The 16,833-nt window shown below is 67.3% G+C and carries 15 protein-coding genes and 1 pseudogene; 12 read left to right on the plus strand and 4 right to left on the minus strand.

What is annotated here, in order from left to right; genetic code table 11:
• Nucleotides 1-479: 479 nt before the first annotated feature.
• The 7 genes and pseudogenes from G406_RS0120025 to G406_RS55895 form a co-directional block, all read left to right on the plus strand.
• Nucleotides 480-1,838 carry an aspartate aminotransferase family protein gene (locus G406_RS0120025; RefSeq protein WP_028935193.1) on the plus strand — a complete coding sequence of 453 codons (1,359 nt, stop codon included), beginning with the start codon at nucleotides 480-482 and terminating at the stop codon, nucleotides 1,836-1,838.
• A complete protein-coding gene (locus tag G406_RS48265) occupies nucleotides 1,832-2,584 on the plus strand; it encodes an SDR family NAD(P)-dependent oxidoreductase (protein ID WP_051342393.1) in 753 nt (250 codons plus the stop codon). Before G406_RS0120025 ends, G406_RS48265 begins: the two co-directional genes overlap by 7 nt.
• Nucleotides 2,585-2,662: 78 nt before the next feature.
• A complete protein-coding gene (locus G406_RS0120035) occupies nucleotides 2,663-3,352 on the plus strand; it encodes a cyclase family protein (protein WP_028935194.1) in 690 nt (229 codons plus the stop codon).
• A gap of 33 nt (nucleotides 3,353-3,385) precedes the next feature.
• Nucleotides 3,386-4,378, plus strand: a complete 993-nt coding sequence (locus tag G406_RS0120040; RefSeq protein ID WP_051342394.1) for a nucleoside hydrolase — start codon at nucleotides 3,386-3,388, stop codon at nucleotides 4,376-4,378.
• Between the two features lie 37 nt (nucleotides 4,379-4,415).
• Nucleotides 4,416-5,942, plus strand: a complete 1,527-nt coding sequence (locus G406_RS0120045; RefSeq protein ID WP_211241213.1) for an alpha/beta fold hydrolase — start codon at nucleotides 4,416-4,418, stop codon at nucleotides 5,940-5,942.
• An 86-nt stretch (nucleotides 5,943-6,028) separates the two neighbouring features.
• The gene (locus tag G406_RS0120050; protein ID WP_028935197.1) at nucleotides 6,029-7,381 is read left to right on the plus strand and encodes a M20/M25/M40 family metallo-hydrolase; all 1,353 of its coding nucleotides are present in this window, start codon (nucleotides 6,029-6,031) and stop codon (nucleotides 7,379-7,381) included.
• 143 nt (nucleotides 7,382-7,524) lie between these two features.
• A pseudogene (locus G406_RS55895) lies at nucleotides 7,525-7,896 on the plus strand (class II aldolase/adducin family protein); the annotation flags it as partial.
• 42 nt (nucleotides 7,897-7,938) lie between these two features.
• On the opposite strand, the gene G406_RS58435 reads toward G406_RS55895, so the two are convergent.
• Together G406_RS58435 and G406_RS48275 are read right to left on the minus strand one after the other, a co-directional pair.
• Complete coding sequence (locus tag G406_RS58435; RefSeq protein WP_211241214.1) at nucleotides 7,939-8,400, minus strand: phosphotransferase family protein; 462 nt, start codon at nucleotides 8,398-8,400, stop codon at nucleotides 7,939-7,941.
• A gap of 515 nt (nucleotides 8,401-8,915) precedes the next feature.
• A complete protein-coding gene (locus G406_RS48275; RefSeq protein ID WP_084216224.1) occupies nucleotides 8,916-9,614 on the minus strand; it encodes a TetR/AcrR family transcriptional regulator in 699 nt (232 codons plus the stop codon).
• 83 nt (nucleotides 9,615-9,697) lie between these two features.
• Here G406_RS48275 and G406_RS0120065 point away from each other — a divergent pair, with 83 nt between their 5' ends.
• A complete protein-coding gene (locus G406_RS0120065) occupies nucleotides 9,698-10,477 on the plus strand; it encodes an NIPSNAP family protein (RefSeq protein ID WP_028935198.1) in 780 nt (259 codons plus the stop codon).
• Nucleotides 10,478-10,488: 11 nt separating this feature from the next.
• Nucleotides 10,489-10,887: a nuclear transport factor 2 family protein gene (locus tag G406_RS48280; RefSeq protein WP_037077517.1), complete on the plus strand. Its 399-nt coding sequence runs from the start codon at nucleotides 10,489-10,491 to the stop codon at nucleotides 10,885-10,887.
• Between the two features lie 981 nt (nucleotides 10,888-11,868).
• On the opposite strand, the gene G406_RS48285 is transcribed toward G406_RS48280, so the two are convergent.
• Nucleotides 11,869-12,183, minus strand: a complete 315-nt coding sequence (locus G406_RS48285; protein WP_281172484.1) for a helix-turn-helix domain-containing protein — start codon at nucleotides 12,181-12,183, stop codon at nucleotides 11,869-11,871.
• A gap of 334 nt (nucleotides 12,184-12,517) precedes the next feature.
• On the opposite strand from G406_RS48285, the gene G406_RS55910 reads away from it, so the two are divergent.
• Entirely contained in the window at nucleotides 12,518-12,763 is a 246-nt protein-coding gene (locus G406_RS55910) for a restriction endonuclease (RefSeq protein ID WP_084216240.1), read from the plus strand.
• 65 nt (nucleotides 12,764-12,828) lie between these two features.
• On the opposite strand, the gene G406_RS59765 is transcribed toward G406_RS55910, so the two are convergent.
• Nucleotides 12,829-13,836 carry a LysR family transcriptional regulator gene (locus G406_RS59765; RefSeq protein WP_084216227.1) on the minus strand — a complete coding sequence of 336 codons (1,008 nt, stop codon included), beginning with the start codon at nucleotides 13,834-13,836 and terminating at the stop codon, nucleotides 12,829-12,831.
• A gap of 211 nt (nucleotides 13,837-14,047) precedes the next feature.
• Here G406_RS59765 and mobA point away from each other — a divergent pair, with 211 nt between their 5' ends.
• Together mobA and G406_RS48295 are read left to right on the plus strand one after the other, a co-directional pair.
• On the plus strand, nucleotides 14,048-14,908 hold the full coding sequence (gene mobA / locus G406_RS0120090; protein ID WP_028935200.1) for a molybdenum cofactor guanylyltransferase: 861 nt from the start codon (nucleotides 14,048-14,050) through the stop codon (nucleotides 14,906-14,908).
• A 39-nt stretch (nucleotides 14,909-14,947) separates the two neighbouring features.
• The gene (locus tag G406_RS48295; protein ID WP_037077527.1) at nucleotides 14,948-16,750 is read left to right on the plus strand and encodes an aldehyde ferredoxin oxidoreductase family protein; all 1,803 of its coding nucleotides are present in this window, start codon (nucleotides 14,948-14,950) and stop codon (nucleotides 16,748-16,750) included.
• Nucleotides 16,751-16,833 lie beyond the last annotated feature (83 nt).

Raw genomic sequence — 16,833 nt, forward strand, 5'->3', positions numbered from 1 at the left:
AGCCGCTTCCCAGCCAGGTCTAGACCGACAGCGTGGTGGGCACCCTTGCCGACGTCCAGGCCGAGGAACACCTCGTAACCGTTGTCCACGTGCGTACCGTCTCTCCTACCGAATGTGCCGGTCACCAGTCAGCATCGACAGCCGGCAGCCACGTTACGAAGAGACCTACCCAGAGGGTGGCCGTGTCCCTATTAGCGGTCCACCGATGCCACCAGACCCGGTGACACCACCCCCCGGATCATGCGTGCGACTGGGGGTGTAAGTCATACCGGGCCTGGCGACCGGAGCTCCTTGATCAGGAGCCACGAAGAAGGTAACGGGGGGTCGTGTCGCCGGTCCGCGGCGATCGGCTGCATCCCACCGTCTCGGCGGGATGAACCAGTCAGGCGCAACTGGTATAACCAGTATTACCGCACGCTTGGCGGCATCACCGCAAGTCACCCCCGCCGTATTGACAGTTCCGAACACTGGGAGTCGTCGTGGAGACCACACTCAACCCGGCCCGCCACAGGGCGCTGCAGCGCTACGAGGACCGGACACCGACATCACGTGCCCTGCACGAGAAGGCCTGCCGGATCGTGCCGGGGGGCGTCTCGCGCAACACCCTCGCGTTCGAGCCCTACCCGTTCGCGACGGCCGAGGCCGCCGGCGCCCACCTCACCGACGTAGACGGGAACACCTACCTCGACCTGGTCAACAACTTCACCAGCCTGCCGCACGGTCACGGGCACGTGCCGACACTCGAGGCCGCGACCGCCGAGCTGCGCCGGTCCAGCGCGGTCGGCACGGCGCACGTCCTCGAGGCCGAGTATGCCGCTGAGCTGCGGCGACGCATCCCCGCGATGGAGACTCTGCACTTCACGACGACCGGGTCGGAGGCCGTCGGGCTCGCCGTTCGGGTCGCCCGCGCACACACCGGACGCGTCCGCGTCCTCAAGTTCGAGGGCGGCTTCCACGGCTCGCACAACGAAGTCACCCAGGACATCGCAACCCGCGCGCCGCTGGCACCGGGCACCGCGGTCCCGGCCCGTCCGGCCTCGGCCGGACTCGAACCGACCACCACCGTGACCGGCGTCTACAACGACCCCGCGTCGGTGCACACGGCGTTCGCACGCTGGGGCGACGAGATCGCGGTCGTCGTCCTCGAACCCTTCCTCGGCAACGCCGGACTGATCACCGCCGAACAGCCCTTCGTCGACGCGATCTTCACCGCGGCCCGCGCCGCCGGCGCGCTCGTGCTGGTCGACGAGATCCAGGCGTTGCGCGCCCGAGTCGGTGGGGCGCACATGACCTGGGACCACACCCCCGACCTGGTCACCGTCGGGAAGATCATGGGCGGGGGCTTCCCCCTGGCCGCGTTCGGCGGCCGCGCCGCCGCCATGGCCACTCTTACCGGCGCGGACCGAGTGATCCAGACCGGCACGTTCACCGCCACCCCACCGTCGTTGGCCGCGGGGCGTGCGGCGATGGACCTCTTCGGGGCCGACGTCTACGACGAGCTCGACCGTCGCACCGGGCGGCTGCGCGCAGGGCTGCGCTCCGCATTGGCCGACGCCGGACTGCCCGGTTACGTCAGCGGGCTCGGCTCGATGTTCAACCTGGCCATGTCCGCCGAGCCGGTGACCAGCTACCGCGCGCTGCGCAGTGCCGATGTCGAGCTTCTCGCCGACATCCGGCTCGAGCTGCTGAACAGGGGATTCCTGATCATGCCGCGCGGGACCGGCTGCCTGTCCACCGCGGTGACCGACGATGATGTCGACCGGTTCCTGTCCGCGGTCGGCGAAAGCATTCGCGTCGTCGTCGCCACGTCCCCCCACAGCCAGGAGGCCTCGTGCTGAGCATCTCCCTGTCGGGCGTGCGCGCCCTGGTCACCGGCGGCGCCGCCGGTATCGGGGCGGGCTGCGTGTCCGCCTTGCAGCAGGCCGGCGCCTTCGTGGTCTCGCTCGACCTGGTCGAGCCGGCCACGGCCCGGCCCGACCGTGTCGTCACCGGCGATGTCACCGACCCAGCGGTGCGCGCCCACGCCCTCGACACGCTGGGGACCGACGGTCCGGTCCTGCTGGTCAACAACGCCGCGTTGCAGCTGGAGCTGCGCCTGGCCGAGACCACCGACGAGCAGATCGCCCGCCTGCTTTCGGTCAACGTCGCCGCTGCCGCCTCGCTGACCAGGGATTTCGCTGCCCGAGCGGCGACGGGCTCGTCGATCGTGAACATGGCGTCGGTGCTGGGCGTGACCGGCGACCCGGCACTCGCGGCCTACACGCTCACCAAGGCCGCCATCGTGAACCTGACACGGACCACCGCCCTGGAGTACGCAGGGCGGATCCGGGTCAACGCCGTGCTGCCGGGGGCGATCAGAACCCCGCTGACGACACGAGCGTGGGACGCGAGTCCCGACCCCGAGCAGGCCCGGAGGCGCCAGACGGCGCTCTACCCGGCCGGACGGGTCGGGGAGCCGGAGGACGTCGGCCCCGTCGTCGCCTTCCTGGCCAGCCCACTGGCCGGATTCATGACCGGTGCGCTCGTCGCCGTGGACGGCGGGCTGTCCGCGGCGAACGCGGAATGGGCACTGGAGCGTCTGTGAGTCCGACTCCGAAGCCAGCGGTTGCGACCGCCAAGATTGGGTTGACCGGTATTACCAGTTGTCCGTAGTCTTCCGGCCATGGAGTCCGACGCACGCCCCTCGTGGCGCACCGCCGCCCCGTTGTCGGGTGTGCCCATGAAGATCATCGACTTGACCATCCCGCTGGTTGACGGGATGGACGCCTACCCCGGCGAGCCATCAGCCGCGTTCACCCGGTTCTCGACCCTCGCCGACGGCGGCGTCGAGATGTGGAACGTCAGTCTGTTCAGCCAGCTCGGCACGCACGTCGATGCGCCGTCGCATTTCATCGGCGGCGGCACGACGATCGAGAAACTCGATCTCGCCAAGGGCATCGGGTCGGCCGCGGTCGTCGACGCCGGAAGTTCCGGCGCCGTCACCGCGGCCGACCTCTCGGCCCGCATCGACGACCTGCGCACGACGCGGCGCCTCGTCGTCCGCACCGGGACCTCCGCGAGGCTGGGCACGCCGGGCTACTGGACCGGCTTCCCCGAGCTCGAGCTCGACGCCGTCGAGCTGCTGCTCGACTGCGACGTCGAGTTCGTCGGCCTCGACACGCCCACCCCCAGCCTCACCCACCTGCATCAGACCCACCACCGACTGCTCGGCGCGGACATTCTCGTCGCCGAGTGCCTCACGGGCGTTGCAGCGCTGAGCGCGGTCACCTACATCGTCTGTCTGCCGCTCCCGCTCGCCGGGCTGGACGGCTCACCCGCACGGGTCGTCGCGCTCGAACCCGTCGACGCCTGACCCACCATCCGGACCGTCCTCCGAGGAGCACCGATGAGCGCCCCCGCCCTGAAGCCCACCGCCGCGAACCCCGTCAAGGTCGTCGTCGACACCGACACCGGCGTCGACGACGGCATGGGTCTGATCTACGGAATCCTCTCCCCCGAGCTCGACATCGTCGGCGTGACCACGAGCTTCGGCAACGTCGACGTCGACAAGGTCACCCGCAACACCGCGGTGATCATGGAGCGCCTCGGCTGCCGGGCCCCGCTGGCCAAGGGTGCTGCCCGCGCCGTCGGCGGTACGGAGCCGATCTTCAACCCCGAGATCCACGGCGAGGACGGCTTCGGCAACGCCTTCCTGCCCGACCCCGACTTCCGCGACCTCGTCGACGTCACCGCCGCACAGCTGATCGTTGACCTGGCCGACCGCCATCCCGGCGAGCTGACCTGGATCGGCCTCGGACCCATCACCAACCTCGCACTCGCCCTGCTGCTCGACCCGCAACTACCTCGGAAGCTGCCGCGCATCGTGTGGATGGGCGGAGCGGTCTCCGTGCCCGGCAACGAGACGCCTGTCGCCGAGGCCGACGCGAAGCACGACCCCGAGGCCCTTGCACTGTGCATCGCGCAGGGATGGGAGTTCCTGCAGATCGGGCTCGACGTCACCGACCACACGATCTTCGAGGAGGAGCACCTCGCCGCCGTCCGCGCGTCGTCGAGCCCCGCCGCCGAGCTGATTGCGGCGGGGGTGCCGTCCTACATGTCGTTCTACGAGAACATCATCGGCCGCTACAGCTGCGCGATGCACTCGCCGCTGACCGTCGCCGTCGTCGCGCACCCCGAGCTGATCACCCGCGAGGAGACCATCCCGATGCGCGTGGAGCTCACCGGCACCATCACCCGGGGTATGACGGTCGGCGACCGCCGCCGAGGGCAGAAGAGCGAGGCGCGGCGCTGGGATCGCTCGACCCCGACCGTGCGCGTCGCATTCGAGGTGGACCGCCCAAGCTTCCTGAGCCGCTACATCGAGCGGGTCACCGCCTGACCGTCCACTCCCCGCCGCCGCGCTGATCGCGGTGGGTGTGCCGTTCTACGAAAACATCATCGGCCGCTACAGCTGCGCGATGCAGTCGCCGCTGAAGCAGGTCCAACTGGCCAGGAGGAGATTCATGCGGTTGTTGCTGGGGGCGATGCTCGCGGTGGTGCTGGTGGCTGCCATGGCGTGCTCGGGGCCGACACCCGCACCGTCGCCGGAGTCGGTGTTCCGGCCCGGCGCCTGCGCCGGTGACTACACCGGGCTGACCAACAAGATCGAGTGCGGCACGCTGGTCGTGCCGGAGACCCGGGGCGGACCGAGTACACGCCAGGTCGCACTGCCGGTGACGATCGTGCGGGCCAGCGCACCGAAGCCCGGCGCGGTCCCGGTCGTCTACCTGCACGGCGGCCCTGGCGCCGCGGCGGTGGAGAACCTCGGCGACCAGCTACGCGACGCCGGTGGCCGCGAGCTGATCGCGCTCGACCAGGACTGGATCTTCTTCGACCAGCGCGGCGCCGGTCTCTCCGCGCCCGCGCTGGACTGCGGCGCGGTGGCACTGACCGACGCCGGTCCGCTGACCGACGCCGCAGCCGGCCAGCTCACGGCCTGCGCGGGCCGGCTGCGTGCCTCCGGCGTCGACCTGTCCCGGTACAACGCCGAGGAGGTGGTCAAGGACATCCAGGACCTGCGGACCGCGCTGAAGCTGGACCGGATCGACCTGTTCGGCATCTCCTACGGCACCCGGATCGCGCTCGCCGCGGTCAAGCACGCACCTGACGGCGTTCGCGCCGTCGTGCTCGACTCGCCGTGGACACCCGAGGCCACCTGGGCCGAGAACGGCCCGGCGATGGTCTCCGACGCGGTGCGGGAAATCTTCAACCGGTGCGCGGCCGACCCGGCCTGCCAGAGCCGGTACCCGACGGCCGCGGCGCAGCTGGACACACTGGCGAACAAGCTGCTCGGCGGACCCCAGACGGTCAACGGCAAGACCTACACCGCCGACGACCTCGGCGCGTTCCTGATGGACGCCGCCTACAGCGCAACAGGGGCACGCGCCCTGCCCGCCACCGCGGCCAGGTTCAGCACCGGGAACATGGCCGAGCTGGACACCCACCGGGCCGAACGTTCCAGCTACCACGAGGCACAGCACCTCACACACCTGTGCAAAGAGGAGATCCCGTTCGAGAACGAGGCCACCATGCGACAGCGCGCGCAGCGCGACCCGGTGACGCGGCTGCTGGTGAGCTCCATGGGCCGCTACTTCCAGGTCTGCCGCGACTATCCGGTCGGGCCGCCGGACCCGGTCGAGGCCCAGCCGGTGAGCAGCGAGCTGCCCACGTTGTTCCTCGCCGCCGAGATCGACCCCGGCTGCCCGGCAGCTGTGGCCAAGGCGGCCGCGGCGCGGTTCCCGAAGGGCCAGCTCAGCATCATCCCGAACGCCACACACGGAGTGTTCGAAGGTAGTGCGTGCGCCCGCACGATGATCCGCAAGTTCCTCGCCGACCCGGACGCACCGGTCGACCAGTCCTGTCTGCACCCCGAGCACGACAAGTTCAAGTTCACCCTGGAGTAGGTGGGCAACCGAGCGGGTCACCGACCGCTCCCCGATGCGCGACCGCCCACCCACGCCGGCCCGATCCGTCCTGCACTGGAGTCGCCATGTCCGCGCCCGGACCGCGCACACACCCGACGACCGACGCCCCGGACGGCACGGACATCCGTGCCGACGTACGGGCATGGCTCGCCGGCGCCCCGCCGATCCGGGAGATGCTCGGCGACCTACTCACCCTGCGGAGCCTGCCCGCATCGCTCGTGCAGAACGCCGCGCTGGACATGGTCGAGACCATTGTCGGCTCCCACCCGGACGTGGGCCGCGACCGCTGGGTCCCGGACTGGGACGCGATCGCGGGCCTGGCCTCACCCGTCGACAGCCAACTGCTGCACATCCCGCTCGTCGAGCGCGACCCCGCCTACGCCGAAGTTCTCGACGAGATCGAGACCGTCGTCTACACGCTGCGCCGCGGCGACGGACCGACCGTGATGCTCAACGGCCACGTCGACGTCGTCCCCGCCGATGCCGACGACTGGACCGGCTCGCCGTTCGTCCCCCACGAGCGCGATGGGCTGATGATCGGGCGCGGCGCGATGGACATGAAAGCAGGGATCGTCGCCGCGGCCCTCGCGTTCCGCTACCTCGCGGAGACCTGGTCCGGACCCGGCACCGTACTGTTCGCGGTCGTTCCCGAGGAGGAGACAGGAGGCAACGGCACCCTCGCCACTATGCATCGCGGATACGTCCCGGACGCCGCGGTGTTCACCGAGCCGACCGACCTGCAGGTGGTGCACCGTCACGTCGGGATCCAGGCATTCGACATCGACGTCACAGGCCGCTCCGGCGGGATGCTGCGCCGCTCGTGGGGCACGAGCGCCACCCCTACGATCGCCCGTATCGCCGTTGCCCTCGACCAGCTCGAACAGGCCCGCACCGCCACGGCCCACCGAGCCGGCGGCTACTCCGACGACGACCTGCCCGGATTCGTCAATGTCACGATGACCTCCGGCGACTGGCTGGCCACCCGGGCCGGCCACGGACACCTCGAAGGCCTCATGGGCGTGCTGCCCGACGAGACACAGGATCAGGCCGAAGCAGCGCTACAGGAGGCGGTGCGGCGGGTCGCCGAACCCGACGGGCTGCCCGTCACAGTGCGCGTGCGGCCTGGAGGACACCGCGGCGGAGAGCTGGCCGCCGACCACCCCCTGGTCGTCGCCTTCGCCGACGACCTCGCCGCATCCGGCTGCCCCGGTGCGCGAACCCGTGCGGGAACCATGGTGTGCGACGCGAAGATCGTGCAGGGCGGCGGCTGGGCACCGTCAGTGGTACTCGGACCAGTCGGGGGCAACCTCCACAGTGCCGACGAGTGGGTCGACCTCGCCTCGGTCAGCATGTGTGTCGAGCTCGTCGTTCGGGGCGTGCTGCGGTTTCTCGCCAGACCGGTCACCGCTACGCGCTGATCGCCTCCTGCGGTCGATGGATCGCCACTCATCGAAGCGCTAGCCGAAACGGTCGATCGGGCGAATAGCCCAGGACGGGTGAGGCGGGCGATCATCTATCCGACGTTCTCACCGCGCAACAGGCCGATGAAAGCGGATACGGCGTAGTCCTGTCCGTCCACAACCGTCTCTCGGACCCGCAGTTGGCGGAGCGCAGGCACTCGCCGACGATCTGGGCGAAGTTCGAAGGCGAAACGATCGCGGCACAGATGGGCATGCGCAAAGCCGCGATCCTGTGCCACCACGGCCTACTCACCGTCGGCCGGACCGTCGAGGAAGCCGTCTGGTGGTTCATCACCATGAACCGCGCATGCCACATGCAGCTCATGGCCGAAGCCGCCGGCACACCACGACTGATGAGCGACGAAGGAAGCCACGCTCGCCCACCGCCAGTTCGGCAACGCCAACCAGGCACAACACAGCTTCACCCTGCTGGCCGACATCATCACCGAGGAGAAACCCAAGACCTTGACTGACCGCGCCGCCTGGGGCCTGGGCTGTCTAGCGACCCGTGTCGTCTATCGGAATCGCTCGATGAGCGTGAGCTTGTCGAGGTCGCGCAGCGTGTCCGATTCCGGCGCGGTCCGGAGAGTGAAGGTGACGGCGAAGGTCGGCCAGGGCGCACCCGCCCGCAGGACACGGAGAAACTCTTCTCCGAATCGCCTCCCATTCGGGAACTGGTCGCCACGCTCCCACCGCCATGCCGCGAACATCGCAAGGACGAGCTGTCGACAGTCGTCGAGCACCCCTCGGTCGACGTTCGGATAGTGCTCGCAGACATCTTCGGGAGCGTGCGCCAGGTCGAACTCGACGGGTCCACGACAGCGCGTCTCCAGGTCGATGAACAACGGGCCGATCTTCGTGCTGAGCACATTGCCCGAGTGCGGCTCGCCGTGCAGCAACTGCTCCACGGCGCCGCGGTCCTCGATCGCCTGACGCAGGCTCGCCAGCCTGCCGCCGAGAAAACACCCGGTCCGCATCGGCGAGGTCCGGCGAGAGCTCCGGGTCGGCGACGACCTGTCGCGCCTCCGTGATTCGATCCAAGAAGCTCGGGCCCGGCACATCGACCCTGCGCATGCCGGCGTGCAACCACTGCAGCGCCTCGGCGTAGTCGACCGGTGAGACGTGAGGTCTCACCGGCTCGTAAAAGGTCCACAGGTCACCGCGAAGCCGTCGCGTGTATACAACCTCGGTTCCACCCGAGGCTCCAGGAGACCCACCGGAGCCCCGAGCTCGGCGAGCCGTTGAGCGAGCTCGACTTCGCCCTGCGCGGCCCGTTGTCCCGCTGGAGCGACCCGGGCGAGGACGTCGCACGGCGTCAGCCGCAGTGCCAGCCTGCCCGGCCGATGCGCCCACGGCGGCGCCGGTGGCGGGTCAGGTCGTCGGAACGGTGGGGGCACGAACACCACCGGTGCGCAGAAATCAGTTCGTTACCACAAAACCGTTTGCGACAGACCGCGCCGAGCACCGGCATGAAACGGGACCCGAGTCGAAGTCACTCAGGCGACGTCATCGAACCTGACATCAGTCGATCTTGAGGTGTACTCGACTCAAGGAGCTGTCTGCACTGCTGCGCGCACGCTCTCAGAGGCGCCGTGCTCTGGCTGGCTTTCGCCATCGACATAGCACCCGAGTAGGCCCCTATGACGAAGACGGCCAGCTGGCCGGGGTCGATTCCCGTCAGATAGCCCTCAGCCTGGTCGGCCCGTAGTTTGTCCTCGATCGCCGAGTGCCACTGTTCGAACACGGCATGGAGCGCCTTGCGGAAGTCGGCGTCCGGCGCGGCGGCGAGTTCCAGTGTCAGATTGTTCAACGGGCAGCCGAGAATCGTCTCATCCGTTTCTATGGACTCGGCGATCTGGTCGAGTACGGTCAGAATCCCCGCGGTCGCGGTACGAGCGGAAATCACCGGCTGTATCCACGTTCGCTCGATGGCCTGCGCGACGCGGTCCTGGATGACGGCCAGCCCGAGCGACTTCTTCGTCGGGAAATGGTGGTGGAAGCCACCGCTGGTCACGCCCGCCAGCCGCATGACCTCGCTGGTGGAGGTCGAGTGGTAGCCGTGCATCTGGAACGCGCCCATGGCGGCATCGAGGATCTTCCGCCGCACAGCGACGGGATTCCTGGTGCGACGTCGCTCCGGTGCCGTTGATCCATCCACCGTGGCGTCGACGTCTGTACCCGCAGGTGCCATGGCAGCAGGCTATCACCTTGACAAAACAGGTCGACCGGTCTGTACTACAGACAGGTCAACCTGTAGCTAAGAAAGCAGAGATCATGGCAACCGTCCCAGCAGGCACCCTCAGTCCCCCGCGACCGGCGAGCGGACTCAGCAGTCCAGTCCTCGAGCTGCGGCAGTACACGTTTCTGCCCGGAGCCAGAGACACGTTCATCGAGCTGTTCGACCGCGAGTTCATCGGCCCTCAGGAAGCGGCGGGCGCGCGGATCGTCGGCCAGTTCCGCGATCTCGGGGACCCGAACCGTTTCATCTGGCTACGCGGCTTCCCCGACATGATCACCCGCAAAAAGGCATTGGAAACGTTCTACAACGAAGCGCCTGCGTGGATAACCCACGGCGACACAGTTCGGTCACTGTTGATCGACCACACCGACGTGCTGCTGCTCAAGCCGGTTCGCCCGGACACCGGCTTCGCCCTCGATGACGCCGCCCAGAGACCGGCCATCGAATCGGACACTCCGAACGATGTCGTGATCGTGACGATCCATCATCTCGACAAAACCCACACGGCCACGTTCATGGATTTCTATGAGACCGTGGCGGTGCCCGCCGTCCAGAAAGCCGGCGCCCACTTCCTCGGGATGTTCGAGACGAACCACAGCCCGAACGACTTCCCAGTCCTACCAGTCCGCGAAAACCAAAACGTCTTCATCACCTTCACCGGATTCGCGGACCTGAATAAATATCACGATTTCCTGACCGCACTCGGGAAACCATGGAAGGAGGACGTGTATCCCAGACTCACCAGCCAGCTGATCAGGCCACCCCAGACTCTGAGACTGACCCCGACGACACGCTCGCAACTGCGCAGCCACTAGGAGACACGACGATGACCGCGATAACGACAACGGACGAACTCACCGAATCGTCGGTGACCGCCGCACTGAAACGGTACGAGAAGCTCTTCGCCGAAGGTGACATCGACACAATCGTGGAGGACTTCACCGATGACGTCGAGGTCCGCTACGCACCGCTCCCCCCGTTCACCGGGAAAGAAAATCTTCGCAAGATGCTCAAGGAGCGACTCGCCAACATTCGCGATTATCGACTGTCGAAGCAGGTAGAAGTACTCAGCCCACCTCAGTTCGCGGCATCCTGGACCGGCAGCTGGACCGACGCCACCACCGGCAAAGAAATCCAGATCTTCGGACTCGAAATCCTGACCGTGCGCGACGGCAAGTTCAGCCGCTGGTCGGTAAGCACGTCCACCTGGGAATCTGACAGCTAAACCACCTCACCAAGGGGTCAGCGCCCCATCGTTCCGACGTCACGGTGGGTGTCCCACGTGGTCGACCACGTGGGGCACCCACCGTGGTTCAGCCTCATCAGGAGACTGTTCGAGCGGGTGCGCGCGAGCAACTGGGCGACCACGTCCGGATCGATGGCGGTGCCCCGGCAAAGACCCGATTCAGTGCATCCAGGAACTCCGAGACCCGCCCCACCTGCTCCCTCAGCAGATAGCCCAGGCGGGAGCTCCCGTAAGCAAGCAGCTCAGTGGCGAAAGCCTGCTCCACGTATGCCGACAACACAAGCACGGCAAGGTACGATTGTCGCTGCCTCGCCTCGACCGCCCCAGCTGGAGCGCATGATTGTAGCTCGGTGAGGCGCGCCATTGAACGATTCGGCTAGCACCTTATCGGAACATGATCCGACTCGGCCCATCGACGGTCGGATACCGAGTTGAGTGACCGCTTCCGCGAAGCCTCGGCTGAGGTATTGCGAGCCCCGATCGCTAGGCAATATCGCCTCGGGTTCGAGGGGTGATGTACTGACCATGCAAACCAGTCGAGACCTCACGAAGATGAGCAGGCAGCAAATGGACGAAGCAGCGACCGCAGTCAAAAGCGGCCACCGAAATTGGCTGAGATTCGAACCCGCACCGCCAGAACACGTGCACAACGAGAACTATCGAACGACGAGCAATCTCAAGAAGAGTATCCCCGATCACATGGACTCTGACTGGAGACACGCCACTCTAGCGAGAGGGTTTCCTACCGCAAAACAAAGAAACAATTCATCGCTCTGAGGTTTCCCGACATATCAAGCGACTGGCCCTTGATCAGCGAGTTTCCCCAGTTCCGCGCCATACGACCACTGTGCAGTCAACGCACAAACCACGTCAATCTGCTTCGGCATCGCCACTCTCTGCATCGCGCTCGACCTTGCGACGGACAGCATCGAACTCATCACAGGTGCGAAAGGGGCCTTGTCAATCGTTCCACTCGTGCTCATCTACGGAGTCATCGCAGTAGCCGCTCCCTGCGTGGGTCATCGGGGCGCGAAACGTGCCGCGGTAGACTCTCGGGCTGACACCGGCGATCTCCCGAAAGCGCTCCCGGAAGGCCGTGGGCGATCCGAAGCCCACGAGTTCACCGATTCGCTCGCAGGAATGGTCGGTCTGCTCCAACAGTCGTTGCGCCAGTCGAACGCGCTGCCGATTCATCCAGTTCAGCGGCGTCGTGCCGGTCTGAGCGCGAAACTGGCGACTGAATGTCCGAGGGCTCATCGACGCCCGCGATGCCAACTCACTGGCGGGCCGGGCTTGCGGTGGCGGTCGCGTCGGCGGGCATGGACCGACCAGAGCAGTCGGAGCGTGCAGAACCTGTTCACGCGGCGGTTGCGCGAGGCCATCCAGCCTTGGTCGGCGAGTTCGTCGGTGATGTAGCGGTAGCCGAACTCGGGGTCGTCGTGGTGAACGTCGAGAGCGGCGTTGATCAGGTGAGCGTCGTCGTAGTCGCGGTCAGAGACGGGTTTGGCGCGCGGCGCAAGATCTCATTCTCCTGCTCGAGCTGTTTCGTCCGCTTCCGGAGCTCGCGGTTCTCCGCCTCGAGATCGCTCTCGCCGGTCTTGGCTGACGTATCGGGTACGTCGGCACTGTTCAGCCGACCGCCGTCAGAGATCTCTACGGAGCCGTCCAACACGAAGGAGCAACGAAAGGACTTCTCATCACCACCGGGGGCTTCGGCCCCAGTAGTTACGCCTGGGCGAACGGGAAACCGCTCACTCTCATCACTGGAACCGAACTACTTCACCTCTGCCAGGAATACAGCATTCCTGCAAGGATTCTTCACCCTCCCAGAGCGAGGCGCACACGTGCGAACTAAAGATTGCCGAATACGTCGTTAATACTTCTCAGAGAGAGTGCCAAGTTTCCGCCCGCGCCTCGTGATCAATCTGTTTCGTATCTGACTCTCGATGGGTAGGGTCGTTGGTGAGTATGAGAGGGCTCCGGTGCATTGCTAGACGATGTCAGCTGGGCGACTGACTGGTCGAGTGCGCCGGACACATCGAGGTCGGCCATCGCCTCAACCAGATCGCTGGCCTCGGCCGAAGGCGGCACGCGGTCAACTGTCATGAGAGCGACCGTGGGATGTGGGCTAGGCTCGGCTAGGGCGATAGCACGGGTGCTGGGAGGTAGGCCAAGGCCGTGTAGCCAGGTGTGGGCCACGATGCCGGACCATCGGCCGGTGGCAACATGCGCGTAGACCGCACCAATGGAGTCGGCTCTCAAGACTGGGCCTCGGCGGCTACTGCCGGCTGGGGCGAGCACTGCTTCGAGAACGTCTCGGTTCTCCTCGTCGGCGGTCAGAGCGCAGATCGGTTGCGTCGCGGCTTCTGACCACGTGACGGCGTCTCGGTGCCCGTATTCGCCCTCGGCGGCGAGCAGTAGATAACGCTCTTGGTAGAGGCTGATAGAGCGGGTGTGAGCGGGAGGACACGACGTGAGGTAGATCAGCCCGGCGTCCAGTTCGAAATTAGCGAGCTTTCGGATGATCGCTCGGCACGGCAGTACTTCTACACGGATCCGAGCCAGCTTGTGGATCGAGGAGAACGATGAGGTGAGCAGTGGGGCGACTGGAGCCGCGGCGAGTATCACCCCGATGCGCAATGTGGCAGGGAGACCCTGTCTCATCCGGCTGAGGTCGTCTCGCAGGTGGACTTCCTCGGAAAGGAGATGCTGCGCCCATCCCACGAGGTGTTGTCCCTCAGGTGTCAACCCAGCGAATCGTTGACGACGCCGCACGATCGTTACGCCGAGTGCGAGTTCGAGCTTGCGGATGGCGGTAGATAGCGCCGGCTGGCTCACCCCACAGGCCGCGGCAGCGCGGGCAAAGTGTTGTTCACGGGACAAGGCCAGGAGATACTCCAGCTGACGAGTCTGGATATCGCCAGTCATGCCTCTGCCGCCTTCCCCATATCGGATTGTCCGTACCGCGTGCGATGAGCGAGTTCTGCGCGCGGGCACACTACTCGCATTTCGCCTTTCCAAGCTGCCAGATCACGCCCTCGGACGGACACCAAGGCTGCTTCAGATGATGGCGGCCATCCGGCGCCGGTCGTTTGGCGCCATAGCCAGAACTCCTCCGGCCGCGGGCTAGCATCGCTGCGTGCAGACCGGTGTCGATGTCGCGGCGGGCGTGGTGCTTGCCGGTGGGCGTTCGTCCCGGATGGGCGCGCCGAAGTCAGGCCTGGAGTGGCACGGTTCGACCCTTCTATATCGCACGGCGGCGCTGGTTGCCCGCGCGGTGGACGGTCCTGTTGTTGTCGTGAGTGCCCCCGGGCAGGTGCTCCCCGCGCTACCGGCCGGGGTGACGGTCGTGGAGGACCCGGTCGAAGGGCTGGGCCCGATGCAGGGCATCGCCGCCGGGCTTGCCTCGGTCGCCGATCGCGCGGGATCGGCATTCGTGTGCTCGACGGACATGCCGTTCCTGCACACCGCGTTCATCCGGCGAGTGCTGCACGCAGCCGCTGACCCGGAGGTGGACATGGTGCTTCCGGTGGCGCGTGGTTTCCGACAGCCGCTGGCCGCCGCGTATCGGACCACACTGGCCGGGCTGATCACGACCCTGATCGCCCAGGGCGATCTGCGGCCGGGCATGTTGTTCAAACACTGCGCGGTACGTCAGCTCGACGACACAGAGTTGCTCGCGGACCCCACACTGGCCCGGTACGACCCCGGGCTGGAATCCGTGGTCAACGTCAACACACCGGACGACTACGCGGAAGCCCACGCGCGCCCGCCGATCGAGATCACCGTGCAGTGTTTCGGCGCGCTCGCCGGGGGCGGCCGGCGAGGTGCACGTCCGGTGCGGGCGGCCACGCTGGGCGAGGCCGCGGCAGGCGTAGGGCTGGCGCTGGATCGTCATGTCGTCGCCGCGTTGAACGGCGACCAGATCACCCGCGACGAGCAGTTTCCGCTGGTCGCCGGGGACAGCGTGGCGTTCCTATCCGCCGATGCCGGTGGCTGAGAACCCGCTGCCGCGCGCCGGAGGGCATACAGTCGTCCGGTGAGCGCGGGCGGATACTTCGGCCGGGCGCTGATCGTCGAGGTCAGCGGCCGTGCGGCGACAGCTGCGCCGTTGGCGATCGAGGAGCGGGTGTTGCGCTCCTACCTCGGCGGGGTCGGTCTGGGCACCTGGTTGTTACACAGGTGTGCACCGCCCGGCGTGGATCCGCTCGCCCCGGCGGCACCACTGGCGTTCGTGTTCTCGCCGTTGGTTGGCACACCCCTGACGACCAGTGCGAAGTTCGCCGTCGTGGCGAAGTCGCCGCTGACCGGGCTGTTGACCGATGCGCTCGCCTCCAGCCAGTTCGCCATCTCGGGCAAGCTCACCGGCCACGACGCCATCGTGATCCGCGGTCGCGCCGACGAGCTCTCGGTCCTGCTGATCGACGCTCACGGCGTGCGCCTCGAGCCGGCCCCGGAGCTGGCGGGCCTGCCCGCCTCGGTCGCGGAGACATCGGTCCGGGACCGGTTCGGACGAGGCTGGCGCACGGCGGCCATCGGCCCGGCCGGTGAGCGCGGTGTCCGCTACGCGACCATCAGCCATGACGGCCGACACGCGGGGCGGGGCGGGCTAGGCGCGGTGCTCGGCGCGAAGAACATCAAGGCCGTGCTGGTACGCGCGGGCACGAAGGTCGCGGTGGCCGACCAGGCGGGTGTCCTCGCCGCCGCCCGTGATCTACGGCAGCGCAGCTTCGGGCCCGCCACCGCCAAGTATCGGGAGCTCGGCACACTGGCGAACCTGCTGGCCTTCAACGCGGTCAGCACCCTGCCGACCCGCAATTTCACCTCGGCCACGTTCGAGGGGGCGCCCCAGCTCGCGGCGGAGGAGCTGCACGAAATGCGCGGGGTCGCCCGCAACAGCTGTGCGTCCTGCTCCATCGGTTGTGAACACATCTATTCGCGCAAGGGCGGTGGCAGCCAGCGGATGGAGTACGAGAACGTGTTCGCGCTCGGTCCGCTGTGCGGGGTGTCCGATCCGGACGACGTGTTCGCCGCGAGCGCTCGTTGCGACGAGCTCGGGATCGACACCATCTCAGCGGGCGGCACGATCGCGTGGGCGATGGAGTGCGTCGAGCGCGGCCTGATCGACGAGCCGTGGCTGCGGTTCGGTGACGGCGTGGCCCTGTTGCGCGCTCTGAACGCCATCGGAAGTCGGGAGCCGGGCCTGGGCGAGCTGCTCGCTCAGGGGTCACGGCGGGCGGCGGAGACGGTCGGTCGTGGTTCGATCGACTTCGCGCCACAGGTCAAGGGGCTGGAGCTACCGGGCTACGAGCCCCGCAGCCTCCAGTCGATGGCGCTGGGTCTTGCGGTGAACTCCCGGGGCGCCGATCACAACCGGTCCGGCGCCTACGAGGCGGATCTGTCCGGCGACCTGGACCGGTTCGACGGCGGCTCGGCGCATGTCGCCGCCGCGGTAGGCACCGAGGATCGCGCGGCGATCATGGACTCGATGATCCTCTGCAAATTCCTGCGCGGGGTCTTCGCCGAACCCTTCACCGAGTGGGCGGCGCTGCTGACCACGGTGACCGGGTGGACCGTGGACGCCGACGAGCTGCACGCGACCGCTCGACGGATCGTGCGGGCGAAGCGGGCGTTCAACCTGCGGGAGGGCGCGACCGCCGCGGACGATCGGCTGCCGACCCGCATGTTGGAGACTCCGCTGGAGCTGGCATCAGGCCGTGTCGCCACACTCGACGCCACCCGGCTGCAATCGATGGTCGACGGCTACTACGTCGCACGCGGGCTGGACCAGGCGGGCCGGGTCGCGGCGGACGACCTGCCCGACCTGCTGCTCGACGTGTGACAGTCGCGCTTCCCAACATCGAGACGCCAGTTGCACGTCGGTCAACTAGGGTTGTCTGGGTCACACCGCGCTAGCGTCCAAGA

The organism is Actinospineispora spinosispora DSM 44797 (genome assembly GCF_000429025.1).
Classification (GTDB): Bacteria; Actinomycetota; Actinomycetes; order Mycobacteriales; family Pseudonocardiaceae; genus Pseudonocardia; species Pseudonocardia spinosispora.